This window comes from Duffyella sp. Ts4 (assembly GCF_051851875.1).
GTDB lineage: Bacteria > Pseudomonadota > Gammaproteobacteria > Enterobacterales > Enterobacteriaceae > Duffyella > Duffyella gerundensis.
Genome location: NZ_JBLYPN010000003.1, coordinates 131,599 through 155,651 on the forward strand (window position 1 = coordinate 131,599; position 24,053 = coordinate 155,651).

A 24,053-nucleotide genomic window follows, 5' to 3' on the forward strand; every position below is an offset into this window, starting at 1 on the left:
CTCACCGTCGGTGTGCGCTTCAGGGGCGCGGACCCTCGACCGGCGGCGGTGTGCCGCTGATTTTTGGCACGCATTCATGACGAAACCACGCCAGCGTTAGCGGCTCACCGCGGCGCAGACGTTGCGCTAAGGGCACCAGCTGTTCGCCCACCAACATGCCAAACAACCCCGCCAGCGCGGCTACCGGCGGTGCTGGTGAACGCAGGCTGATTATGCTGTAAATCACGCCAACCAGCAGGCCCATTGCCAGCGAAAAACCAAAAGATTTCAGCATAGTCATTCCGTTGCAGAAGTGCTTTGTGGCGCGGCATGCGCAGCAGGCAGCAGATGGTTGGCGATCTGTTCGCCGCAGAGCATACCTAATAAGCCGATCAGCGCGATCGCCGGAGGTGCTGGCGATCGTACCCTGAACAGCGCGTACAGCAAGCCGATGCCCACGCCTGCAGTGAGGGAGATAAGAACAGTGTTCATAGCAGCTCCGGGTGCGGATCGGGCAGCACAGCCCGATCCGCCACCTCTTATTTGTTAGCCGGCACTGGCGCCAGCGTATTGTGACGGCCCTGTTCGCGAGAAGGCGACTTGTGCACCATGGTATAAGCGTAATCAACGCCCATGCCGTAGGCGCCGGAGTGCTCTTTCACGATATCCATCACCGCGTTGTAAGTCTCTTTACGCGCCCAGTCACGCTGCCATTCCAGCATCACCTGCTGCCAGGTCACCGGAATCACGCCAGCCTGAATCATGCGCTGCATGGCGAAGTCGTGCGCTTCTTTGGTGGTGCCACCAGAAGCATCTGCCACCATATAAATCTCGTAGTCCCCTTCCAGCATGGCGCACAGCGAGAAGCTGTTGTTGCACACTTCGGTCCACAGGCCCGATACCACGATTTTTTTCTTGCCGTTTTTGGCTAGCGCGTCACGCACCTTCTGGTCATCCCAGGAGTTCATTGAGGTGCGTTCCAGAATGTCGTGCTCAGGGAAGACGTCGAGAAGCTCAGGATAGGTGTGGCCTGAGAAGCTTTCGGTTTCTACCGTGGTGATGATGGTAGGAATGTTAAACACCTTTGCCGCTTTAGCCAGCGCCACGGTGTTGTTCTTCAACACCTGACGATCGATAGACTGTACGCCGAAGGCCATTTGCGGTTGCTGATCGATAAAAATCATCTGGCAGTTGGTAGGGGTCAGGACTTCAAGTTTGGAGTCGGTCATAAGGTATCCATTGAGCAGAGGAGGCAGAGCTTCCGCAAAAATCAGTAAGCGGAAACAAGCGAGACAGTGCGCCAGGCGGCGTCATGCTGTCAGGGCTGATACTAGGCGCGTGCTCTCCGATCGGATATTACCAATAGGTATAATATACCTTGGTATAACTAGACGCTGCTTTCGCCTGCTGACCATAATCGCCGCAGTTATCGCCTCCCAGAGGACGTCGCACCGGCTTGCTGTTCCGACGTTCCCTTCCGGACATCTTATGCAGGAGTGAATATGGTCAACCTTGATAAAGCCGATCTGATCTTAACCAACGGTCAGTTTCATACCGTCGATCGGGAAAAACCGTTAGCGGAAGCGGTCGCTATCCGCGGCGGCACATTCCTTGCGGTGGGCAGCCAGGCCGAGGTGATGCAGCACTGCGCCGACAGCACCAACGTGGTGGATCTGCAGGGCCAAACCGTGATTCCCGGCCTGAACGATTCGCACCTGCATCTGATTCGCGGCGGCCTCAATTACAACCTTGAGCTGCGCTGGGAAGGCGTGCCGTCGCTGGCCGACGCGCTGCGCATGTTAAAAGAACAGGCGCAGCGCACGCCTTCACCACAATGGGTGCGCGTGGTCGGCGGCTGGACCGAGTTTCAGTTTGCCGAACGCCGTATGCCCACGCTGGATGAGATCAACGCGGCGGCGCCTGACACGCCGGTGTTTATTCTGCATCTATACGATCGCGCCCTGCTGAACCGCGCCGCGCTGCGCGTGGTCGGTTATACCCGTGATACGCCCAATCCACCGGGTGGCGAAATTCAGCGCGACAGCAACGGCAACCCGACCGGCATGTTGATTGCCCGCCCGAATGCGATGATTCTTTACGCCACGCTGGCTAAAGGCCCGAAACTGCCGCTTGAGCAGCAGATCAACTCCACCCGCCAGTTTATGCGCGAGCTGAACCGTCTTGGCCTGACCAGCGCTATCGATGCCGGTGGCGGCTTCCAGAACTACCCCGAAGATTATCAAATCATCAGCGAGCTGCATGAGAAGAAGCAGATGACGCTGCGCATCGCCTATAACCTGTTTACCCAACGTCCCGGACACGAGCTGGAGGACTTTGAAAAATGGACCGACATGCTGGCGCCGGGCCAGGGAAGCGATTTCCTCCGGCACAATGGCGCCGGCGAAATGCTGGTATTTTCCGCCGCCGACTTCGAAGACTTCCTCGAACCACGTCCGGATCTGGCGCCTGGCATGGAAGATGAGCTGGAACGCGTGGTGCGTCATCTGGTGGAACATCGCTGGCCTTTTCGCCTGCATGCCACTTATAACGAATCGATCGGCCGTATGCTGGACGTGTTTGAAAGGGTTAATCGCGATATACCGTTCGACGGCCTGCACTGGTTTTTCGACCATGCCGAAACCATTACCCAGGCGAACATCGACCGCGTCAAGGCGCTGGGCGGCGGCCTGGCCGTGCAGCACCGCATGGCCTTTCAGGGTGAGTATTTCGCCGAGCGTTACGGGATTGAGGCGACTAAACAGACGCCGCCGGTCAGACGCATGCTTGATACCGGCGTGCCGGTCGGGCTGGGCACCGACGCCACGCGCGTTGCCAGTTACAACCCGTGGACTGCGCTCTACTGGCTGGTTTCCGGCCGCACCGTCGGCGGCATGCAGATGTATGACGTCAATGCGCGCCTCGATCGCGACACCGCCCTGATGCTCTGGACGCAGGGCAGCGCGTGGTTCTCCAGTGAACAGGGCAAAAAGGGGCAGATCCGCGTCGGCCAGTTGGCTGACCTGGCGGTGCTGAGCAAAGATTACTTCCGCGTGCCGGAAGAGGAGATCAAAGGCATCGAGTCGGTGCTAACGGTTGTCAACGGCGATATCGTCTATGCCGCTGGTCAGTTTGGCCCGCTGGCTCCGCCCGCCATTCCGGTGCTGCCGGAGTGGTCGCCGGTGATCACCGTGCCCGGTCATTATCGCAGTGCGCCGCCGCAGGCGGGTTTGCTGCCGATGGTTCACCATTGCAGCGGGCCGTGCGGCGTGCACAGCCATGCGCACAATGCTGCCCGTCACGCTGGCGTACCGGTTTCCGATGACAACGCATTCTGGGGGGCGCTGGGCTGTAGCTGCTTTGCGTTTTGAGTCCGCTGATGTCCGGCATTCAGGTCAATTGTCGCCCAATCGATAACAAGGAATCGCGATGAGTCATATCAGTGAAACGGTGTCGGCGGATCATACCGCTGCGCCGCTGGCAAATCCGCCTTCCTCATGGCAGCCGCTGCAGCAGCCGGTTTTCCGCATGCTCTGGATCGCTACCGTGGTCTCCAATATCGGCTCATGGATGAGCGATGTGGGCATTAACTGGACCATGCTGTCACTGAGCGCCGATCCGCTGGACATTGCGCTGGTGCAGGCGGCCAGCAGCCTGCCGATGTTTCTGTTTGCTCTGCCCTCGGGCGTGATGGCCGACATCGTCGACCGGCGGCGTTATTTGATCTTCTCTCAAATCTGGATGTTTATTGCGGCGGCGGGCTTAACTCTACTCTCGCTATTTGGCCTGGTGACACCGATGATTCTGTTAGCCGCCACCTTTCTGCTCAGCACCGGTGCGGCAATGAGCTCACCACCGTTTCAGGCGATTGTGCCCGACCAGGTCAGCAAAGCGGAGCTAAGCCCGGCCATCGCGCTGAATTCGCTGGGCATCAACATCAGCCGGGCGATTGGCCCGGCGCTGGGCGGGCTGATTCTCTCGTTTGCCGGTCCGTGGATGGTGTTTGCGCTGAATGCCCTGTCGGTGCTCGGCGTCATGTGGGTGCTGTGGCGCTGGAAACCAGCGGCAAGCGTACAACGGTTGCCGCCGGAGCATTTTTTCTCGGCAGTACGGGCAGGATTGCGTTACGTTCATGCGGCACCGGTGCTGCGTAACGTGCTGATCCGCACCATCGCCTTTTTTCTGTTCGCCAGCGCGGGCTGGGCGTTGCTGCCGCTGGTGGCGCGCCGTGAACTTGGCCTTGGACCCGGCGGCTATGGCCTGATGCTCGCCTGTATTGGGCTGGGCGCGATTTGCGGTGCCGTGCTGCTGCCAAAACTGCGTGCGCGACTCAATCCCGATCGGCTGATGGTGGCCGCCAGCCTGCTGTTCGCCATGACGCTGCTGGCGCTGGCGTTTGTGCGTCATGTCTGGTGGCTGAATGCAGCGGAATTCTTTATGGGATTTGCGTGGATTGCCGTGCTGTCAACGCTGAACGTCGGTGCACAACGCAGCGCCGCCCGCTGGGTCAAGGCACGGGCGCTGGCGGTCTATCTGACGGTATTTTTTGGTGCCATGACGTTGGGCAGTGCCATTTGGGGGCAGCTCGCCTCGCAGTTTGGCATCAGCCAGTCGCTCATGGTGGCCACCGTCGGCTTAGTGCTGGCCAGTGCCACTGCCCTGCGCTGGCGGCTGGATCAGGATCCCGATCTTAACCTCGATCTCAGTGGCCAGACCGACGCCAGCGGGCTAAAGATTGCTCATGGCCGCGGTCCCGTAATGGTCAGCTATGAATACGCCATTGATCCTGCCACCGGCTATGATTTTATGGTGGCCATTCAGGAGATGCGCCGGGTGCGACGACGCGGCGGCGCTATCAGCTGGTCGGTTTATGAAGATGTGCAGCAGCCGGGCATTTTCGTCGAAACCTTTGTCATCGGCTCATGGATGGAGCATCTGCGTGAAGCCGATCGCCACACCATGAACGATTTAAAAATTCAGCGTCGCGTTCATGCTTTTCTCGCTGACAACGCCCGCCCAACGGTGCGCTATCTGGTGGCACCGGAATAACAGACTCGATAAGTGACTTCACCCCCTTGAGGAGAACACCATGAGCACCATTAAAACGCAGGACGGCACGCAGCTTTACTACAAAGACTGGGGCAGCGGTAAGCCGGTGCTGTTCAGCCACGGCTGGCCGCTGGATGCCGATATGTGGGACAGCCAGCTTAACTTTCTCGCGGAGCGTGGCTGGCGCGCTATCGCCTTCGATCGCCGTGGTTTTGGTCGCTCCGATCAGCCCTGGGTCGGTCACGACTACGACACCTTCGCCTCGGACATCAATGACCTGATCACCGCGTTGGATCTGCAGGACGTTACGCTGGTTGGTTTTTCCATGGGCGGCGGCGATGTGACGCGCTATATCGGCCGTTACGGCAGCGATCGCGTGGCGGGTCTGGTGCTGCTTGGCGCGGTGACGCCGATTTTCGGCAAAACCGACGATCATCCGCAAGGTGTCGAGCACAGCGTATTTGCCGGTATTCAGTCGGGCCTGCTAGCCGATCGCCCGCAGTTTCTTCATGATTTCTGGACGCCGTTTTACGGTCTTAACGCCGGACAAACGGTTTCAGAGGGCATACTGACGCAAAGCTCATCGATTGCGCTGCTGGCGTCGCTGAAAGGCACGCTGGATTGCGTCATGGCGTTTGCTGAAACGGATTTCCGTCCTGACGTGGCGAAAGTAGATGTGCCAACGCTGGTGATTCACGGTAGCAACGATCAGATCGTGCCGTTTGAAGCGACCGGTAAACTCTCAGCCGAGATGATTGCCGGTGCGGAACTGAAGATCTATGACAATGCGCCGCATGGCTTCGCCGTCACGCATCAGGACCAGCTTAACAACGATCTGCTGGCTTTCCTGGAAAGCCATTAAGTTAACGACCCTGCGCCTCGCGCGCAGGGTCGTTTCCCTTCTCTGTTTCTACGCCTCCGGGCGCATATCGAACAGCAAGACTTCCGCCTGCTCGCCATCGCTGAAGGTAAGCGTGCTTTCATTACGTATCCGCGCGCCATCACCCGCATTAAATCGGATGCCGTTAACGGTGATTGCGCCACGCGCCAGATGAATCCAGGCCCAGCGATCCGCCGCCAGACTGAACGTCTGCTGCTCAGCGTCATCAAACAGCCCGCTCCAGATACGCATATCCTGGCGAATACGCAGCACCCCGGCACCGCCTTCCGGCGAAACGATCAGCCGAAGGGCACCACGCTTTTCCGCGTCGGCAACCGTCACCTGCTGATAGGCAGGCGGCGTCTCTTTTTCCGCAGGCACCACCCAGATTTGCAGAAAATGCACCTCGTCCACCCCTGAGTGATTAAATTCACTGTGGGTGATGCCCGATCCGGCGCTCATCAGCTGCACATCGCCAGGCCGAATCACCGAGCCGGTGCCCATGGAATCTTTATGCTCCAGCGCCCCTTCCAGCACATACGAGATGATTTCCATATTGCGATGTGGATGCGCACCAAAACCGCGTGACGGCGCAACGCGATCGTCGTTGATCACCAGCAGATCGGAGAATCCCGCCTGCTCAGGATCCCAGTAGTTGGCAAATGAAAACGTATGACGGGAATGCAGCCAGCCATGGTCGCCGCGTCCGCGTTGTGCTGACAATCGTTGCTCAATCATGATCCGCTCCTGAAGTCGTTGAGTGAGTCGGGGGAAGCGCGTTCGCCCTTCCGGTAGAAAGAGATTACCGGTAAACTAATTCACTCAACAACGGGCTGAAACGGCAATCAGTGTCCTGATTTAGTGGACAACAGAACAGCGGATATGTTTACTCTGCGCGCAGTTCCTCATAAGAGATCATCACATGTTGGCGAAAGGCGGATCGTTGGGGTTCATGGCAAGAAATGGCGGCGTGTCGTTGCCACCATAACGGTGGCCAATATCAATGCGCTGATAATCGAGATCCAGCTCTGCAACGCACCACATCAACGCCTGCACGTTTGAAGAAGTTTTCCTGCCCCATAGAGTTAACATCTGCTGCCCTCTGTGTTGTTATGACGGTTGCTCAAAGCGTCTTTTCCCCTTGCGAAGCGGAATCCTTCAATGAACATAACGTATTTAACCAACCATCTGCCACAGCTGCGCCAAACCGCGCGTTTGATGTCAGCCGAATGGTCCGCGCTACCCTTGTGGGCGTCGGAAACAGAGATTGTTGCCCGCCTGCAGGCGCGGCTGGCAGCGCAGGATCATCAGTTCACGCTGATCGCGATTGATGAGCAGGAACGGGTCATCGCTACCGGCAGTATTATTCGTTATGAGCTGGAAGATGTTGAACAGCGCCGCTGGTGGTTGGGCGAAGTGGTGACCGATGCGGCCTGTCGCGGTAAAGGCATCGCCAGCGCGCTGATCGGTCAGTGTCTGGCGCACTGTCAGGCGAAAGGCATTGCCACACTCTGGCTCTATACGCCGGATCAGCAGGCATTTTATCGGAAATCGGGATGGCAGGAGATTGAGCAACGCGAGGTCTATGGTGAACGGGTGTCGGTAATGAGCCTGTCATTGTCACCGCAGGAACGCGCACCGGGCGTAATAGCGGATGAATAACCGCCAGGTTGAAAGAAGGCCGCCGCGGCGGCCTCAGCAGGACTATTTGGCGATGATGAAACGTTTGTCGTCGTCGATATAGGTTTTCTCACCGGCGGGCGCGTTGATCGCACCAAAGTTCATCTGACCGCGCAGCTTCCAGCTGGCAGGCACATTCCACGTGCGTTGAACGTCTTCGTCAATCAGCGGATTGTAGTGCTGCAGGTTAGCGCCAATCCCCTGCTCGGCCAGAGCAACCCAGACGGCATATTGCGCAATGCCGGTGCTGTGTTCAGACCATGCCGGGAAATGCTCCGCATAAGCGGCAAACTGCGCCTGTAGCGTTTTCACCACTTCCTGATCTTCGAAAAACAGTACCGAGCCAGCGGCCGCGGCGAAGCCGTCAATCTTGTCGGAGGTCGCCTGGAATTTCTCAGCGGGCACCCGCTTTCTGAGCTGTTCACGGGTCAGTTCCCACAGTTTATTGTGTTCTTCACCGAGCAGAATCAGAATGCGTGAGCTTTGGGAGTTGAAGGCTGATGGCGCCTGTTTTACCGCTTCTTTGATCAGGTTGATCACCTGGTCTTCAGCAATCGGCAAGGTCTTTCCGAGGGCATAAATCGTTCTGCGTTGTTTCGCGAGCGACAGAAAATCTTCTGACATAACTCCTCCTGTAGGGATCACATTTCAAAGGCGTGTGGAAAACGTTCACTTCCGGCCCTGGAATCGGGACAACACTGTGTTCACTATAGCGATGATTGATCGGCCTTTTAAGATTTATTTGCGCTTTGCTTAATCACGCCGGTCAATAAGAAAAGGGTATTTCCTGTCGTTGGGCGTCACGCGTAAGCTGCATAAAAAAATAAGGATCTTAAAGCATGGACATTATTGCTGCGGAAGCAAAACACCTTCCCGCTATCCAGCAGATTTACGCCTGGCACGTGCTGTACGGCACCGGCAGCTTTGAAAGTGAGCCGCCAACCGAGGCAGAAATGGCTGGCCGCCTGAAGCACATTCAGCAGGCGGGATTGATCTGGCTGGTGGCGGTTGAAGGAGACGACGTTAAAGGTTACTGCTATCTGATGCCGTATCGGCCCCGCTTTGCCTACCGCTTCACGCTGGAAAATGCGGTCTATGTCGATCCGACCTTTCAACAACGTGGCGCAGGTCGCGCCCTGCTCGATCGGGCTATCGCCTGGGCGACAGAACATGGCTATCGTCAGCTGATCGCCAACGTCGGCGACAGTGAAAATCGTGGCTCACTGGGTCTGCATCACGCCGCCGGATTCAGCGTAATGGGCACATTACATGCGGTGGGTTTTAAGCACGGACGCTGGCTGGATACGGTATTAATGCAGCGCCCGCTTGGCGAGAATAGCGAGACGCTGCCAGCGATCAACTCAGCACCTTCATCATAAACACGCTAAGCGGATCGGCCTGATAAGGAAAAAATGGCGCGCAGAAGCCGTAGCCACAGCGTTGATAGAGCTGAATCGCCGCGGGTTGATGTATACCGGTTTCCAGGCGCAGCAGCGTGCAACCGGCCTCCCGCGCCAGCGTCTCCAGCGCCGCCACCACTTTTTCGCCGAGCCGTTGCCCACGGCAGTCAGGATCGAGATAAACACGCTTGATCTCACCAGCCTGCTTATCGTCGAACACCACCGCACCGCAACCCATGGCGCGCCCGTTTTCGTCGCGCACCAGAATGCAGCGCAGCCGATCTTCCGCCAGCGCATGCAGGGCAACGCTGTGCTGGCTGGCGGGCGGATAGAGTGCGTTTTGATACGCATCCAGCGCGGCAATCAGCGGCACCAGCTCTAATGAGCGCGCTGAAATTTCGGTCAGGCTATACATCGTTGCGCCCTCTTTTTAGCTGTACAGCGTCGTGGACGCGGCGCGAGGGATAAACCGCGCACCACTGAAGGCCGCGATCAGCTGTTCGCCAGCGGGCCAGTCGCCAAAGCCCGCCGCCGAATGAAGGTGCCCGCCCCCGGCAATCACTTTTAGCTCGCTGCCCCACCAGGCGGCGAGTTGCTGAGCACGCGGTAAGGTCAGGTGCTCATCATTATCACTGCATATCAGCAGCGTCGGCAGAGGGAGCCGCGTGCCGGGCAGCGGGCGCTGCGGTTGAATGGCGTCAAGCGCGTGCGGCGCATCAACATCGGCGGGCGCGACCAGAACAGCGGCTTTTACCCGCTCGTGAGGATTAACAGCCAGCCACTGGGCCGTCGCCACCGTACCGCAGCTGTGTGCCACCAGCACCACATCGCCGGGCGTCGCGGCCACGGTTTCGCCCACACGACGCGACCAGCGCTCACGATCGGGTTTTTGCCAGTCATCCTGTTGCACCCGCCGCGTGTTGACGTATTTGTTTTCGATGCAGGTTTGCCAGTGTTGCGGGCCAGAGTTGGTAAAGCCCGGCACGATGATAAATGTCACATTCATAAGCTACGCTGTTCCTTATTACGCGGTGAGAACGTTATTCCACAAAAATCCAGGCAGGTTATCAAATCTTAATGCGAACTTTTGATTCGGCCATAAAAATGAGCCTGATGAACAGCTTATTGCCAACACAGGCGAAAAGCGGCCACGTAAAAAAATGGATTAGCGCATTGTGCTATCTGGCTTAATTTTCTGCTTTTTATTTCGCTTAAGATTGCTAATTACACCGTGCAGACATGGCCGATGAAGTCATACGCTGACTTCTTTATTACCATCGGGTTTTAACGCGGTTTTCTCAGCGGTCATTAAATCAGCAATATGTTGATTATTAACACAAAATTTATAAATAAATGTTAACAAAATAAATCATTGAGCTGGGAAGAAAAAAACCCTATATTGGCCGCGCTTTTATACAGCCCCACACCTTAAACGTAATTATTCAACTGCGGCTTATACCACAGCCCCGGTTGTAGGAGAGATATGATGACGGATAAAGTCCGTATTGATAATTTAGATGCCAATTCATCACACGCAAACAATGAAGCCTATTTAGCGCGTCAGGCGGAATTTGAATCAAATGTTAGGAGTTATCCACGTAAGCTGCCGTTAGCCATCGCGCAAGCGCAGGGAGTATGGATTACGGACGTTGAGAAAAATCAATATCTTGATTGCCTTGCGGGCGCGGGAACGCTGGCGCTTGGGCACAATCATCCTGACATCTTGCAGAGCATTCAAAATGTCATTACCAGCGGCTTGCCGTTACATACCTTAGATCTGACGACTCCGTTAAAAGATCGCTTCTCAGAATACCTGCTCTCGCTGCTGCCAGGCCAGGGCAAAGAATATTGCCTGCAGTTCTGTGGCCCGTCGGGTGCAGATGCGGTAGAAGCCGCGCTGAAGCTGGCGAAAAAGCACACCGGTCGCACCGGCGTGATCAGCTTCTCTGGCGGTTATCATGGCATGACGCACGGCGCGCTGGCGGTGACCGGTAACCTGTCACCGAAAGAAGCGATTAACGGCATGATGCCAGAAGTGCAGTTCATGCCCTATCCGCACCAGTATCGCTGCCCGCTCGGCATCGGCGGTGACGCGGGCGTGAAAGCGCTGACCTATTATTTTGATAATCTGATCAATGACGTGGAAAGCGGCGTGCGCAAACCGGCAGCGGTGATCCTGGAAGCGGTTCAGGGCGAAGGCGGGGTTAACCCGGCACCGGCTGAATGGCTGCAGCGCATCCGTAAAGTGACTAAAGAGCACGGCATCCTGCTGATCCTTGATGAAGTGCAGGCGGGCTTTGCCCGTACCGGCAAGTTCTTCGCCTTTGAGCACGCGGGCATTGAGCCAGACATCATCGTGATGTCCAAAGCCGTAGGCGGCGGTCTGCCACTGGCGGTGCTGGGCATTAAGAAAGAGTTTGATGCCTGGGAACCGGGTCACCACACCGGCACGTTCCGCGGCAACCAGCTGGCGATGGCGACCGGCCTGACCACGCTGCAGCACCTGAAAGACAACAACATTGCGGATAAAGTGGCAGAGCAAGGCGAGTGGCTGAAAGGCAAACTGGCTGAGATGCAACAGCGCTATCCGGTTATCGGTCATGTTCGCGGCCTCGGCCTGATGATCGGCATTGAGATCGTGAAAGCCGACGCCGAGCCGGATCACATGGGCAGCTACCCTGCGGATGGCGCACTCTCTGCGCTGCTGCAGAAGAAATGCTTCGAAAATGGCCTGATTCTGGAGCGCGGTGGCCGTCATGGCAGCGTGCTGCGTCTGCTGCCGTCGCTGCTGATCAGCAACGATGAGCTGAACATTTTCCTCGATAAGTTTGAGCACGCGCTGTTATCTGCTGGCGTGAAACCGGTTTGAGTGGAGTAAATACGATGTCCCGGGAAAACCCGATTCTGGCCGCGGCGGCGCACAGCACCGACGCGTACCAGCAGGCGATCGCCCAGAGCAGTCAGGCGGTGGTGCAGTGGCTGCAACAGCCCGAAATGTATCAGGGTAAAACCGTTGCTGAACTGCGCGAGCGCATTACCCTGGATTTCAATCCGCAGGGATTGGGCAATCAAGTGGCGATTGAACGTGCCATTGAATACTTTCTGAAAGACAGCCTGTCGGTGCACCATCCGCAGTGCGTGGCGCATCTGCATTGTCCAAGCCTGGTGGTAAGCCAGGCGGCCGAAGTGCTGATCAACGCCACCAATCAGAGCATGGATTCATGGGATCAGGCGCCGTCTGCCACGATCATTGAGCTTAAGCTGATTGAATGGCTGCGCGAGCAGGTCGGCTATCAGGCAGGCGATGCCGGTGTGTTCACCAGCGGCGGCACGCAGAGTAACCTGATGGGCTTGATGCTGGCGCGTGACGCCTTCTTCGCTCGCCAGGGTCACTCCATTCAGCAGCACGGTTTAACCGGCAATCTGAAGAAGATCAAGGTGCTGTGCTCGGAGAATGCGCACTTCTCGGTGCAGAAAAACATGGCGCTGCTTGGCCTCGGCTATCAGTCAGTCACGCTGGTGAAAACCGATCGCTTTGCGCGCATGGACATGAACGATCTGCGGGCGAAACTGGCGCAGGCGGAAGCTAACGATGAGCAGATTCTGGCTATCGTGGCAACCGCCGGTACCACCGATGCCGGTGCGATCGATCCGCTGCGTGAGATCGCGGCGCTGGCGGCCGAACGTCAGATCTGGGTGCACGTTGATGCAGCCTGGGGCGGCGCACTGCTGCTTTCCGAGAAATACCGTGACTATCTCGACGGCATTGAACTGGTGGATTCCATCACTCTGGACTTCCACAAGCAGTTCTTCCAGACCATCAGCTGCGGCGCGTTCCTGTTAAAAGAGGCGCGTCACTATGAGCTGATGCGTTATCAGGCGGCTTACCTGAACTCTGAGTTCGATGAGGCGCAGGGCGTGCCGAATCTGGTCTCGAAATCGCTGCAAACCACCCGCCGTTTTGATGCGTTGAAACTGTGGATGGGCCTCGAAGCGCTGGGACAGAAACAGTACGCCGAGATCATCGATCACGGCGTAACGCTGGCGCAGCAGGTGGCGCAGTATGTAGCTGAGCAGCCGCGGCTGGAGCTGGTGATGGAGCCGCAGCTGGCCAGCGTGCTGTTCCGCTATCGTGCGCCTGAATTGCCGGAAGCTGACGTGGCACTGTTCAATCAGCGCATCGGTGACGCGCTGCTCGAGTCGGGCCGCGCCAACGTCGGCGTCACGGAGTTTGACGGTGTGACCTGCCTGAAAATGACGCTGCTGAACCCAACGGTGACGCTGGAGGATATTAAAGTCCTGCTCGCACTGGTGGAAAGCACTGCCGCCGGCTTGATGTCCGCCTGATAGCGAACGCCACGCAATAAAAAGCCGCTAACGTTGACCGTTAGCGGCTTTTTTTTATCGTTTTTTTTGCTTATGTCGGCTGGCGCGAAACATGCTGCGCCGCGGCGTCATTTGCCAGCATCACGGCTTCCGCAAGGGAGCGTTGCCCGGCCAGTGCGGTGCACAGCACGCCGGTAAAACAGTCTCCGGCGCCGTGCGTGCTCACCAGCGTAATCTTCTTCGCGGCCAGCGCCTGGCTGCCCTGCCCCTGCTCGCACCATGCCACGCCATGTTCACCGGCGGTGACCACCACCTGCGAAAAGCGCTGCGCCAGCTGTTCGGCCGCTGCCTGCGCCGAGGCAAGATCGCTCACCGTGATGCCAGACATATCACGCGCTTCAATAGCGTTAACGATCAGCACATCAATGACCGCTTCCAGCACAGCGCTTAACGGACGCGCAGGCGCCGCGTTGAGACTTACCGTAACGCCTCGTTCGTGAGCGGCTATAGCGGCCTGTTGATTAATCGCTTCCGGCACTTCGTTCTGCAAAATGAGCAGGCTGACATCCTGCCAGAACGCGGGCTGAGCAAAGGTTTCTGGCGAAATATGCTGGTTAGCGTTGGACACCACCACCGCGCCGTAATCACCTTCGCTGTCGGTAATCGCCACGCTCATGCCGCTGGGCATGCCCGCGACGATCTGCACCGCTGATGTATCGACGTTTGCGCCCTGCAGGCGGTTAAGCAGAAACCGACCCTGCTCGTCGTCGCCTACCGCCCCGGCAAACCGCACGCTGGCACCGGCCAGCGCCGCGGCTATCGCCTGATTGCCGCCTTTGCCACCAAACTTATAGCTACACGCCGTGCCCATCACCGTTTCACCCTTTTCCGGGCGGTGGTGCGCGTCCAGCATAATGTCGTAATGCAGGCTGCCAGTTACTGCGATTTTACTCATGGCTAGAATTCCCGAAGGTCCTGAACCGCATGCTGGGTTTTCATCAGGTTCTTTTCCGCCCGCTTCAGATCTTTCTTGGCGATGGCCACAAACAGTGCGTCCAGAATATTTAGCTGGGCAATGCGTGAGGCGGCGTTTTCCCCGAGCAGATGCGATCCCTGAGAGGTTGAATTGAGTACCACATGCGCACTGTGCGCAATCGGCGATTCGGCATAGTTGGTAATGACAATCACTTTGGCGCCGTTACGCACCGCCAGCTTCACCGGATCGTGCACCGCCCGCGTGGCGCCTGAATGAGAAATGGCAATCACCACGTCATCATCAGAGAGCACCGCCGCCGACATCAACATAATGTGCGCGTCATCATAGGCCGTGGATTTAATGCCAATCTTCAGCATCTTGTGCGATAAATCGCGGGCCACGGTGGCAGAACCGCCCACCGCATATAAATCGATATGACGCGCTTTAAATATAATGTCGGCCGCACGGTTAAATTCAGACACATCAAGAATTGACAGTGTTTCTTCAATTGCCTGAATCGAGGTTCTGAATACTTTTGAAAGCAGCTGTTCCGATGAATCATCGGGCTCAATTTCCGCATGCAAACCCGCAACTTCAGACTGGTTGTAATAAACCAGGTTGCTTCTGAAATGGCGGTAACCGGTAAAGTTTAATTTCTTGGTAATTTTAACGATCATCGCCTCGGAGACATTATTTTCCTGCGCAATCTCTTTTAACGAGGTTTGCTCGGTCATGTCGGTGCGGGCGGTAATGGCATCGATTACCTTGCGTTCTAACGGCGTCAGTTGTGGCAAACGCATGCGAATCTGAGCACCAATGGCTCGCGGATCTTGCTTCATTACTTGCCTCGGGTCGCTCGGTCAATCAACATCGCTATGATAATAATAAGGCCGGTAGCGAGCAATTGGTAAAAGGCCTGAATATTTAGCAGCGTCAATCCGTTACGTAATGCGCCGAGAATAATGACGCCGATAATGGTGCCGAACACGCTGCCTTTACCGCCCATCAGCGAAGCACCACCGATCGCCGCCGCTGCAATCGCGTCCAGCTCCCACAGGTTGCCGATGGTCGGCTCCGCCGCGCCAAGGCGGCCAATCAGAATCAGCGACGCCAGCGATGCCAGCGTACCGGAGATCACATAGACCGTGACCTTGGTGCGCTTCACTGGCACTCCCGCCACGCGCGCCGCTTCTTCATTCCCGCCAATCGCCAGAATATATTCGCCCAACGGCGTTTTGTTCATTACCGTCCACAACACCAGTGCAATCACCGCCACGATAATGATCGGCGTGGGTACGCCAAACAGCGTGCTGTTGATGATGCTGCGAAATTCCATTGGGATACCAAATATTGGATTGCCGCCGGTGTAGATCAGCGCGATGGCGCGAAACAGTGAGAGTCCGCCAAGCGTAACGATAAACGGCTGCAGGCCAGCATAGGCGATCAGCGAACCGCTGAAGACGCCGCAGGCTGCGCCCACGCCCAGCGTTGCCAGCACCGCAATCGGCACCGGCACGCCAGAAATCATCAACGTGGCGCCGAGCACCGCCGAGAGCGCGGCTGTGGGGCCGACCGACAAATCGATACCACCGGAAATAATCACCAGCGTCATGCCGAGAGCAATCAGCGCATTAATTGAGGATTGTTGCAGTACGTTCAACAAATTTGGCAGGGTAAAAAATACCGGTGACAAAAATGAGAAGGTCACAATAATAATTAATAATCCAATGAGTGTTCCCGCATCGCGCACATTGAATTTAAATGCCGATGAAGCGTGCAGTCCTGAACGGACCGGAGTTTGAGTCATCATTATGTTGGCCTTTACATAAAAGCAGGTGAACAGGTTAGGCAGTCTCGACATCTTTAATGGCGAAACGGGCGATATTTTCTTCGGTGATGGCGCTGCCGCTCAGCTCTTTGGTAATTTTCCCTTCCCGCATCACCAACACGCGATCGGAAATACGCATGATTTCGGTCATTTCGGAAGAGACCACCACTATCGCTTTGCCCGCCTGCGCTAATTTCTCTATCAGGTTATAAATTTCCGACTTGGCGCCAATATCAATTCCCCGGGTCGGCTCATCAAATAAAAACACCTGCGCATCGGCGGCGACCCAGCGACCAATAATCACCTTTTGCTGATTACCGCCGCTCAGCGTGCCGATGGTTTTTTCGATATCCAGCGGACGCAGCTTTAATTCGCTCATCACTTCATGCGCCACACGATTGAGCTTCTCTTTACGCAGCAGCCCGCCAAGGGTGAAATTGCGCATCGACGGCAGCGCCATGTTCATTTTCACCGCGCGCTCTTTGATGATGCCCTCTTTCTTGCGGTCTTCCGGCACCAGACCGATGCCGGCACGGATCGCTGCGCTGACGTTGTGATTACGCACCGCCGTCCCGTTCACCAGCACGGTGCCGCTGCTGCGCTTGTCGATCCCGGCAATCAGCTTCAGCAGTTCCGTACGTCCGGCGCCTACCAGTCCGGCGATGCCGAGCACTTCCCCTGCCCGCACGCTAAAACTGGCGGGCAATACGTCGCTACCGCGCGCCAGATTTTCCACCCGCAGCACCTCACGATCGGTGGCCCAGGAGTTGTGGTCGAGCTTGTCGATCTTACGGCCGACCATTTTGGCGACGATGCTCTCTTCATCTTCGTCGGCAATATTCACCACGCCAACCTGCCGGCCATCACGCATGATGGTTGCCCGGTCGCACACCCGGAATATTTCATTCATTTTGTGCGACACGTAAATCAGCGACACACCCATCGATTTCAAATCGCCAATCAGCTCAGCCAGGCGATCAAACTCGCGCGGCGTCAGGCTGGAAGTCGGCTCATCCATCGCGATGATTTTCGCGTCATCAAGCAGCGCGCGTGCAATCTCCACGATCTGCTGCTGCGACACCTTGAGATTTTTAATCGGCTCATTGGGATCGATGCTGGGATCGAGCTGCTTCAGGAGCAGCCTGGCGCGCTCCAGTTGCGCCCGCTTATCCACCCACATTCCGCGGGCCTTCGTTAGCGGGCGGCCCAGAAACATATTTTGCGCCACGGAGAGCTCAGGAACATGCTGCAACTCCTGATGAATCATCGCGATACCCGCGTGACGGGCACTGAGCGGATTTTTCATCTGCACCAGCACGCCGTTAACGCTGATCTCGCCGCCATCGGCTGGCCGCACGCCGGACAGAATATTCAGCAGCGTCGATTTTCCGGCGCCGTTCTCACCGATCAGCGCGTGAACTTCACCGGGCTTCACGAAAAAATCAACATCCTGTAAAGCAGCGGCGCTGCCGTAGGTTTTACTGATGCCGCGCATCATCAGACGATACTGTTCCATACGCTCTCCGCCGAACTTATTGTTGAGCCAGAAGCTGACGCAATTTGGCATTGTCTTTGGTTGAGAAGGCGTCGGCGTTCTCTTTGGTGATCAGCGCCTGCGGCGTGGAGATCACGCGTGACAGCTTTTGGCCGTTGATCAGGCGAATCATCACATCCATCGCCACTTCACCGGTCAGCACCGGGAAGCTGTCGACCGTACCGGTCAGTTCGCCGCGCTTGATTGACGCGTACGCATCGGAAATACCGTCGGTGCCAAATACCGCGGTCTGGGCCGATTTGTTCTGTGCGCGCACCGCTTCCACTACGCCGAGCGCCATGGTGTCGTTGTTGGCATAAAAACCGATCAGGTCAGGGTGCTGCTGCAAAATGGTTGAGGCGGCATTAAACGCCTGCTCGCGGCTCCAGTTAGCTGGCACGCTGGCAACAATGGCGAACTTGCCGTTGGTCTGCAGCGTCTCTTTAAAGCCGCTGGTACGTTGACCCGCAGCGTAAACGCCCGGCTGGCCTTCGATTACCGCCACTTTACCGCCCTGCGGATGGTGCTGAATAAACCACTTCGCCACGCGCACGCCGTTGTCTTTCTGCACGTTGCCGACGTAGTACTGCGCGTTCGGCATGACCGCATCATTGACGTTCACCACCGGTATTTTTTTGCTGTTGGCACTTTCCAGCGCCGGTTCAAGGTTGATGTCAGTTTGCGGCGAGACCAGCAGGCCGTTGAAGCCCTGAGAAATCATGGTTTCGGCAATCGACAACTGGCCAAGCTGATCGTCTTCGTTAGCCGCTGCCTGATAGGCCACGCTAAACCCGTATTTTTTGGCGACGTTTTGATAACCTTCGCCCAGTGAACGCCAGTATTCATTGGTCAGGGTTTTAGACACGCCGCCAATTTTTAGCTTGCTGTCCGCTTTCGGCAGCGGGCCATATTTGCTGTCGAGCTGGGTCCAGTCGGTGCGATCCGGTTCGGTATCAGATTTCAGTGGTGCGAGTTCCGCGGCGTAAACGCTGGTGCAAAGCAGGGATGATGCGAGTACAGAGAGAAGCAATTTTTTCATTTTATTCGCCTTTTATTCTCGTCTTGTGAGGTCATTTTTATCGGGTTTTTGCAACCGCTGTTGTTATCTGGCCAGCATAATATCGTTGACGATCTGCTGAGAACTCACCGCATCCTGACGACTAATCGCGTCGGTCAGCTCAGCGTTACCTTCCAGTTGATCACAGAGCTTCAGCAGACGTTTCACGGTGATGATATTCAGCTCCGCTTCGCGAACCGGATCGAGGCCGCTGGCATCCGGGAAGGTGTCAAAGTAGTACGCGCCCTGATAGCCATCACGCTGCATCTGCCAGAGGAATTCCAGCGTGGCGCGCGGGTTCACTGAACCGACCATTAGGCCATCGTCACGTTTACCCCAGCCGTCGTTTAAATCGAGGCCCATCAGCCGTGAGCGACGTGCGACCATTGCGGCGGCAAAGGCCGGGATTTCGTTGGCAAACAGTACATGGGCAAAGTCGAGGGTAATGCCGAGGTTAGGGCTGCCCGCCTCTTCGACCGCCAGCAGGCAGGTGGTGACGTTAGGGAAAATGCTGTAGGCGCGCGGCTCGTTGGGTTTGTATTCAATGCTGATGTCCACATCGGGCGCATACTCAGCGATTTCCCGTACCGCGCTGACCGCGTCTTCCCAGATTTTTTTGTAGTCGGCCTGAAAGCAGTAATCAAAACCATCCTGCCCCATCCACAGTGTCATCAGGCGGGAATCAAACTCGCGCCCTGCATCGATGCCGCGCTTGGTCAGCTCAATCGCTTCACGGCGGATCTTCGCATCGGGATGGGTAAAGGCGCCGATTTTGAACTGCGGCGCATCCCAGCGCATCTGCATACCGTTGACTGCAAGGCCTGCATCAGCAATCGCTTTCCGCATGGTAGGGATGTCGCTGACCATGTGCTGCGGATAGTTGAGATCAAGATGGGTCAGGCCGTTAACCGTTCCGGCGCGGGCGATCATCTGCAACACCGAGGGCTTGCCCTGAAGTTCAGGCCAGTAGAGGTTTGCCCCCGAGGCAAAGGAATTCAGACGCGTAGCAAATTTCAGTTCCGACATGAGGCAAGCCCTTATCTGTAAGTTGTGATGTACTTTTCTTGTTCACGATTTATTGTGAAGTTGTGTAATTTATACGCCCGCAAAAATAATAAACAAGGGGTATTAATGGCAATTGATCGATTTTGAGATGCGGTTCACGGATGTGAAAAGGGATAAGCAGGCGTGTGTAGTTGCAGTTTGAGGAGAGTTTTAACAGGTATGCAGGGTGGTAGCCGATGCGTTTGTGCTGTGAGCGAGCAGCAGAAATTCCGCTAATAACCACGGATTATTACCCTCACCTTCAAGATAACAATGCGTTCATGAAGCACGCTTTCTTACATGCCATGTTATGGTTAAAACCCTTTCACAACATGAGGATAGAACAATGATTGTCAGAACATGGCACGGATGTGTACCGTTCAGGCATGCAGAGGGCTTTGCAAACCATCTGCAAAAGACCGGCGTTGAACATGCAGAGGCGACACCAGGGAACCTGGGGGCATATGTACGGCGGGAGACGCAGGGTGAATGGGAACATTTCTTCCTGGCAACTTACTGGAACGATCTTGAGGCAGTGAAAGCATTCGCAGGCGAACAGTACCCGATTGCAGTCACCTATCCGGACGACGAGCAATTTGAGTTGCTATCCGATCCGTATGTCTTCCAGCACAACGTGCAGGCAGTTACCCCTTTGTCGTTATTTGCTGGCCGCTGACGCTTTACTATTGAGAGGCGCACTCGATTTAACAGATTGCTCCAGCTGGAAACCGCTCAATGATGAGAAGATGGGTTTACGCGGCAGGTGGCAACGTCAGTCGGGTTGCACGCAGCAGCCCGACTGACCAGGCTTTCCCCTAAAGGCATGTGGGGCAGGCATCCAGCCTTACAGGCGGTTACCGGCCTCAACCAGTTCATTATAGGATTTTAAAACGCGCATCGGTGAACCCGATACCATCCAACCCGAATTGCCGCTTCCTTTAAGCAGGCTCTGCTCACCCGAGCTGTAAGGTGTTTTATCGCGAATCCGACGCATGCGATCCTTGCAGTCTTTCAGGAAGGTTCCGGCATTATCCTGGAAGATGGACCAGGTTAATGGCTTGCCCGCTTCGCTGGCCGTTGCCTTTTCTGCCTCATCCAGCAACGTACTGTAAGCATCGAGGGCTTTTGTCATACCGGCCACGTCGGGCGCGGGGGAGGCAAACAGGGTCGCCAGCGGTTTGGCCTGAGTAACTAAAGCCATACGATAATAGCGACTATGGCGGCCTTCAGACTTTCCAATCTCAATGAGTTGCGCAGCCACAACCGCATTATTTTCTTTTTCCACTTCGGCACCAAACTGGTCGCTGGATTTCATAAAGTGGTTAAACGCCTTCATGAGGGGCTGATGCATCTGCTTGCCTTTCGCGAAGCCGTCATCCTTGTAATCTTCCTGACTGTAATAACGGCTTGCCTGAGAAACCAGCGGCTGCAGCGTCGTTAAATCCGCCAGATACTGTGTGGCTGCGGCATCCAGCGCCGGCAATTTTGGACTGGCCGTTGATGCCTCATTAATGGCTTTGGTGCAGGTTTCCAGTTCGTAAGGAGTGACATCGCCCAGCACATTGACGTTGCGCTCTTTGCCGATTGGCCCCTTTTCCGCATTCGCCATCCAGCTCACATAGCGCAGAGCACTGTTGCGAACAGAGTCATCGGCAGTGTTGAAGCAGCCCACATAGGCGTTTAATTTTGAGGTGAGTCGCGCAGCGCTATCCTCCGCAACGGCCTGGGGTTGACTCTGCGGGGCAGGTTTTACATCTGCTTTGTCACTGTTGTCGCATGCTGCCAGTGGCAAAACAAGGGCGCTCACCAGCATCCCGGGTAACAAGGTCCTGCTTGCTCTTTTAAACACAATCGCGCCTTCGTTTAGGGTTTTTAAATACAGAGTGGGAATGAATGTCCGTATCACCTCCCTCATCAAGGGTGATAAGTGGGGCACTAAGCTGCGGATTATAGGCTCTGCGCCGCCGCGGGTTCTTTCGGCAGTAACGCCCGGACAGCTTGATGACGATGCCAGTACAGGCCAGGGGGATTTTTTAAAGGCTTCAATCTCTTTCTTCAGCCCCGGTAGAAGAACCTCACTGTACTTTCTCCCTGCGGGTTCGGCAGCACGTAGAGCTTATCCTGGCCGAAGTTACGAATGAGATTGATGTTTTTATCGTTATTCTCCTCCAGCACCTCGCCATTTCTCGGCGACACAATGAACTCTGCTGGCGAAAATTATGATTCGGGGGAACCCTCCGCAGCCGGAGTTTACCGGATGTCTGGACGGCACAGGTGCAGAACAACAACCTCTCATTGATGTTAATCCGCCTGCCCGGCAGTTTGCATAGTCACAAGATGTAGCGTTATCCACAGAAACGGTGGATAAGTGGGCCAATCCGGCAGAATTGGTGCTTTACCGAATCCCCGGGGAAGGACGTAAAAAAACCGCCTGGCGGCGGCCCGTCGACTTTTACCAACCGATAGCTTCCTGCAGCGCAGAAGGTCAGTTTCGCCTGCAGCATCGCTTTTCATAACAAGTGATGTCACAGAAAGCATGCTGCGTGAACGTTCCAGCCTCTCTTCATTACGCCCCGTATTAGCTGTAATAGCTACATAACTATCTTCAGTGACAATACGCTGAGCGCCTGCCAGCCCTATTCCACTTGTACCACCCGTGATTAATATACGTTTACCCTAAAACCTGCCCCTGCTTACTCCCTTTATTAGGTTTTGGACTCAGCATTACCTTGCGTAAAAAAACACTATCCGTTCTCGGTTTCATTACGCAACTATGACATTGCTGCTTGAGTGTCCGTTATGAGCGAAAAGCGGAAGTTCAAAAGGCCCGTAATTACGAGCCAGCAAAAATGGCATCTAATTTTACTTACAACTCCATCAGGGCCCTTTCGTTAAAAGCGTCATATTTCCGAACCTCACCCGTCATTCGACCCTGCCATCGATGAAGAAAAGCAAGCGTATCCGCGGATTCCAGATGGGCGCTAAGTGCTGCCTGATCTTTCCAGCGTTCAGATATGAGCAACTTTCCAGCAGAATAATCTTTCACGGCTATGTCATAGGAATAGTTTCCTTCGCGCTGTCGCACGGCTTTAGACAGAGACTGTGTATCGCACACAAATGCTACCAAATCCTCAGGCCTGACGTGAATGTAACCGCTGATAATAAGCATCTGGTCTCCTTTTTTTGCCATCTGTCTGAAATCAACTATTGGCCTGACTGAATAGTGATCATCAAAAGTTAGTGAGCACGATCTTGCCCTGAATGCTCCCCAGTGCAGCACGCTGATGAGCAGCGGACGCCATGGCTAATGGGTAAGTGCTATCAATAACAACCCGAATAATTCCCTCGTCCAGAAGGCTGCCGGCAGCAGCTAATTGCGCACCATTTGAGCGTACCTGCGTGCTTGAAACCGTAATGTTCTTTCTGAGTGCCTCCTCCTGTCCGGCAAACCCCAGAGGGTTGACGAGAAACAACGCGCCTCCCGGTTTGATACACGTCAGGAAGCGCTCCATGTTTGAACCGCCAACGGCATCAATCACAAGATCGACATTTTTTACCGCGGTTTCGGCTGTAATTTTGGTGTAGTCAATAAACTCATCAGCCCCCAGCTCACGCATAAGCTCCTCATTTCGTGATGAAGCCACGGCGATTACTCGCGCACCTTTCCACTTGGCTATCTGCACCGCAAAATGCCCAACGCCTCCACCGGCACCGTTTACCAGCACCGTCCGGCCTTCAAGTGGGACAGGTATATGCCTGAAGGACTGAAAAGGATTGGGAGCATCGTGACCCAGCCCGACAAGGAACTGCCAGGCTGTAAGTAAAGACATCGGCGCACCCGCAGCTTGAACATGTCCGATATGTAGGGGTTTCATTGCCAGCTCAGAGGAAAGTACGCTCACGTAGTCTGCATAGGCGCCGCTGCCATGCATTACCCCCTGAGGAAAACGCACCATTGAATAAACCTCGTTGCCGATGGTGAATTCCGAAACATCCTCACCGACAGCTGCGACTACGCCTGATATGTCTGTTCCCAGAATGAGCGGAAATGTCGAGTCAGGCCACCATTCAGGCGGGAGCGCCCGGTAACCGTCGCGCAAATACCAGTCCGGTGGATTAAGGCCGGCCGCATGTACTTTAACGAGTACTTCATTGCTTCCCATCACTGGACGGTTTGTCTCGCCATATTGCAGGTTTTCAGGCCCACCAAATGCATGAAGCTGTACTGCTTTCATCATGTCAGTCATCACAATCTCACTTAAGGGTAATCAGATAACAGATGATAAGCCTAATGTCTGACATT

General features: G+C 55.7%; 25 protein-coding genes and 1 pseudogene. 8 read left to right on the top strand and 18 right to left on the bottom strand.

Annotated elements, in window-relative coordinates:
• Positions 1-19 precede the first annotated feature (19 nt).
• The 3 genes from ACJY2L_RS05980 to ACJY2L_RS05990 are packed head-to-tail and all read right to left on the bottom strand — an operon-like array spanning position 20 to position 1,208.
• On the bottom strand, positions 20-274 hold the full coding sequence (locus ACJY2L_RS05980; RefSeq protein ID WP_439213206.1) for a XapX domain-containing protein: 255 nt from the start codon (positions 272-274) through the stop codon (positions 20-22).
• Between the two features lie 2 nt (positions 275-276).
• A complete protein-coding gene (locus ACJY2L_RS05985; protein WP_067436762.1) occupies positions 277-471 on the bottom strand; it encodes a DUF1427 family protein in 195 nt (64 codons plus the stop codon).
• 47 nt (positions 472-518) lie between these two features.
• Positions 519-1,208, bottom strand: coding sequence for a hydrolase (locus tag ACJY2L_RS05990; RefSeq protein ID WP_067436756.1), 690 nt, complete (start codon positions 1,206-1,208; stop codon positions 519-521).
• A 273-nt stretch (positions 1,209-1,481) separates the two neighbouring features.
• On the opposite strand from ACJY2L_RS05990, the gene ACJY2L_RS05995 reads away from it, so the two are divergent.
• The 3 genes from ACJY2L_RS05995 to ACJY2L_RS06005 are packed head-to-tail and all read left to right on the top strand — an operon-like array spanning position 1,482 to position 5,887.
• Positions 1,482-3,347: an amidohydrolase gene (locus ACJY2L_RS05995; RefSeq protein ID WP_439213207.1), complete on the top strand. Its 1,866-nt coding sequence runs from the start codon at positions 1,482-1,484 to the stop codon at positions 3,345-3,347.
• A gap of 58 nt (positions 3,348-3,405) precedes the next feature.
• A complete protein-coding gene (locus tag ACJY2L_RS06000; RefSeq protein ID WP_439213208.1) occupies positions 3,406-5,025 on the top strand; it encodes an MFS transporter in 1,620 nt (539 codons plus the stop codon).
• A gap of 40 nt (positions 5,026-5,065) precedes the next feature.
• Complete coding sequence (locus tag ACJY2L_RS06005) at positions 5,066-5,887, top strand: alpha/beta fold hydrolase (RefSeq protein ID WP_439213209.1); 822 nt, start codon at positions 5,066-5,068, stop codon at positions 5,885-5,887.
• A 48-nt stretch (positions 5,888-5,935) separates the two neighbouring features.
• On the opposite strand, the gene ACJY2L_RS06010 is transcribed toward ACJY2L_RS06005, so the two are convergent.
• Together ACJY2L_RS06010 and ACJY2L_RS06015 are read right to left on the bottom strand one after the other, a co-directional pair.
• On the bottom strand, positions 5,936-6,643 hold the full coding sequence (locus ACJY2L_RS06010) for a pirin family protein (protein ID WP_439213210.1): 708 nt from the start codon (positions 6,641-6,643) through the stop codon (positions 5,936-5,938).
• A 204-nt stretch (positions 6,644-6,847) separates the two neighbouring features.
• Positions 6,848-6,997, bottom strand: a pseudogene (locus ACJY2L_RS06015) (glutathione S-transferase); the annotation flags it as partial.
• A gap of 69 nt (positions 6,998-7,066) precedes the next feature.
• On the opposite strand from ACJY2L_RS06015, the gene ACJY2L_RS06020 reads away from it, so the two are divergent.
• On the top strand, positions 7,067-7,567 hold the full coding sequence (locus tag ACJY2L_RS06020; RefSeq protein WP_067436738.1) for a GNAT family N-acetyltransferase: 501 nt from the start codon (positions 7,067-7,069) through the stop codon (positions 7,565-7,567).
• A gap of 42 nt (positions 7,568-7,609) precedes the next feature.
• On the opposite strand, the gene ACJY2L_RS06025 is transcribed toward ACJY2L_RS06020, so the two are convergent.
• Positions 7,610-8,209 carry a nitroreductase family protein gene (locus ACJY2L_RS06025; protein ID WP_439213211.1) on the bottom strand — a complete coding sequence of 200 codons (600 nt, stop codon included), beginning with the start codon at positions 8,207-8,209 and terminating at the stop codon, positions 7,610-7,612.
• A 215-nt stretch (positions 8,210-8,424) separates the two neighbouring features.
• Between ACJY2L_RS06025 and ACJY2L_RS06030 the strand changes: the two genes are divergently transcribed.
• Positions 8,425-8,964 (top strand): GNAT family N-acetyltransferase, encoded by a 540-nt coding sequence (locus ACJY2L_RS06030; protein ID WP_439213212.1) that lies wholly within the window; start codon positions 8,425-8,427, stop codon positions 8,962-8,964.
• Here the strand turns inward: ACJY2L_RS06030 and ACJY2L_RS06035 are convergent.
• Positions 8,942-9,400: a GNAT family N-acetyltransferase gene (locus tag ACJY2L_RS06035; RefSeq protein WP_439213213.1), complete on the bottom strand. Its 459-nt coding sequence runs from the start codon at positions 9,398-9,400 to the stop codon at positions 8,942-8,944. The genes ACJY2L_RS06030 and ACJY2L_RS06035 overlap by 23 nt on opposite strands.
• 15 nt (positions 9,401-9,415) lie before the next feature.
• Positions 9,416-9,991: an RBBP9/YdeN family alpha/beta hydrolase gene (locus ACJY2L_RS06040; protein ID WP_439213214.1), complete on the bottom strand. Its 576-nt coding sequence runs from the start codon at positions 9,989-9,991 to the stop codon at positions 9,416-9,418.
• Positions 9,992-10,471: 480 nt separating this feature from the next.
• On the opposite strand from ACJY2L_RS06040, the gene ACJY2L_RS06045 reads away from it, so the two are divergent.
• Together ACJY2L_RS06045 and ACJY2L_RS06050 are read left to right on the top strand one after the other, a co-directional pair.
• Entirely contained in the window at positions 10,472-11,854 is a 1,383-nt protein-coding gene (locus ACJY2L_RS06045) for a diaminobutyrate--2-oxoglutarate transaminase (protein ID WP_067436724.1), read from the top strand.
• 14 nt (positions 11,855-11,868) lie between these two features.
• Complete coding sequence (locus ACJY2L_RS06050) at positions 11,869-13,332, top strand: pyridoxal phosphate-dependent decarboxylase family protein (protein ID WP_187488052.1); 1,464 nt, start codon at positions 11,869-11,871, stop codon at positions 13,330-13,332.
• A 70-nt stretch (positions 13,333-13,402) separates the two neighbouring features.
• Here ACJY2L_RS06050 and ACJY2L_RS06055 read toward each other — a convergent pair whose 3' ends face one another.
• The 6 genes from ACJY2L_RS06055 to ACJY2L_RS06080 form a co-directional block, all read right to left on the bottom strand.
• A complete protein-coding gene (locus ACJY2L_RS06055; RefSeq protein ID WP_439213215.1) occupies positions 13,403-14,266 on the bottom strand; it encodes a PfkB family carbohydrate kinase in 864 nt (287 codons plus the stop codon).
• A 2-nt stretch (positions 14,267-14,268) separates the two neighbouring features.
• Positions 14,269-15,126 carry a MurR/RpiR family transcriptional regulator gene (locus ACJY2L_RS06060; RefSeq protein WP_067436716.1) on the bottom strand — a complete coding sequence of 286 codons (858 nt, stop codon included), beginning with the start codon at positions 15,124-15,126 and terminating at the stop codon, positions 14,269-14,271.
• Positions 15,126-16,097, bottom strand: coding sequence for an ABC transporter permease (locus tag ACJY2L_RS06065; RefSeq protein ID WP_439213216.1), 972 nt, complete (start codon positions 16,095-16,097; stop codon positions 15,126-15,128). Before ACJY2L_RS06065 ends, ACJY2L_RS06060 begins: the two co-directional genes overlap by 1 nt.
• A 34-nt stretch (positions 16,098-16,131) precedes the next feature.
• A complete protein-coding gene (locus ACJY2L_RS06070; RefSeq protein WP_067436710.1) occupies positions 16,132-17,631 on the bottom strand; it encodes a sugar ABC transporter ATP-binding protein in 1,500 nt (499 codons plus the stop codon).
• A gap of 16 nt (positions 17,632-17,647) precedes the next feature.
• Entirely contained in the window at positions 17,648-18,688 is a 1,041-nt protein-coding gene (locus tag ACJY2L_RS06075; protein ID WP_439213217.1) for a sugar ABC transporter substrate-binding protein, read from the bottom strand.
• Between the two features lie 63 nt (positions 18,689-18,751).
• Complete coding sequence (locus tag ACJY2L_RS06080; protein WP_439213218.1) at positions 18,752-19,732, bottom strand: TIM barrel protein; 981 nt, start codon at positions 19,730-19,732, stop codon at positions 18,752-18,754.
• Positions 19,733-20,096: 364 nt separating this feature from the next.
• Here ACJY2L_RS06080 and ACJY2L_RS06085 point away from each other — a divergent pair, with 364 nt between their 5' ends.
• Positions 20,097-20,426 carry a hypothetical protein gene (locus tag ACJY2L_RS06085; RefSeq protein ID WP_439213219.1) on the top strand — a complete coding sequence of 110 codons (330 nt, stop codon included), beginning with the start codon at positions 20,097-20,099 and terminating at the stop codon, positions 20,424-20,426.
• 168 nt (positions 20,427-20,594) lie between these two features.
• Here the strand turns inward: ACJY2L_RS06085 and ACJY2L_RS06090 are convergent, their stop codons facing one another.
• The 4 genes from ACJY2L_RS06090 to ACJY2L_RS06105 form a co-directional block, all read right to left on the bottom strand.
• A complete protein-coding gene (locus tag ACJY2L_RS06090; protein WP_439213220.1) occupies positions 20,595-21,599 on the bottom strand; it encodes a YiiG family protein in 1,005 nt (334 codons plus the stop codon).
• A 206-nt stretch (positions 21,600-21,805) separates the two neighbouring features.
• A complete protein-coding gene (locus ACJY2L_RS06095) occupies positions 21,806-21,946 on the bottom strand; it encodes a hypothetical protein (protein ID WP_439213221.1) in 141 nt (46 codons plus the stop codon).
• 670 nt (positions 21,947-22,616) lie between these two features.
• Complete coding sequence (locus tag ACJY2L_RS06100; RefSeq protein WP_439213222.1) at positions 22,617-22,919, bottom strand: putative quinol monooxygenase; 303 nt, start codon at positions 22,917-22,919, stop codon at positions 22,617-22,619.
• A gap of 61 nt (positions 22,920-22,980) precedes the next feature.
• Positions 22,981-23,997: an NADP-dependent oxidoreductase gene (locus ACJY2L_RS06105; protein ID WP_439213223.1), complete on the bottom strand. Its 1,017-nt coding sequence runs from the start codon at positions 23,995-23,997 to the stop codon at positions 22,981-22,983.
• Between the last annotated feature and the right edge of the window lie 56 nt (positions 23,998-24,053).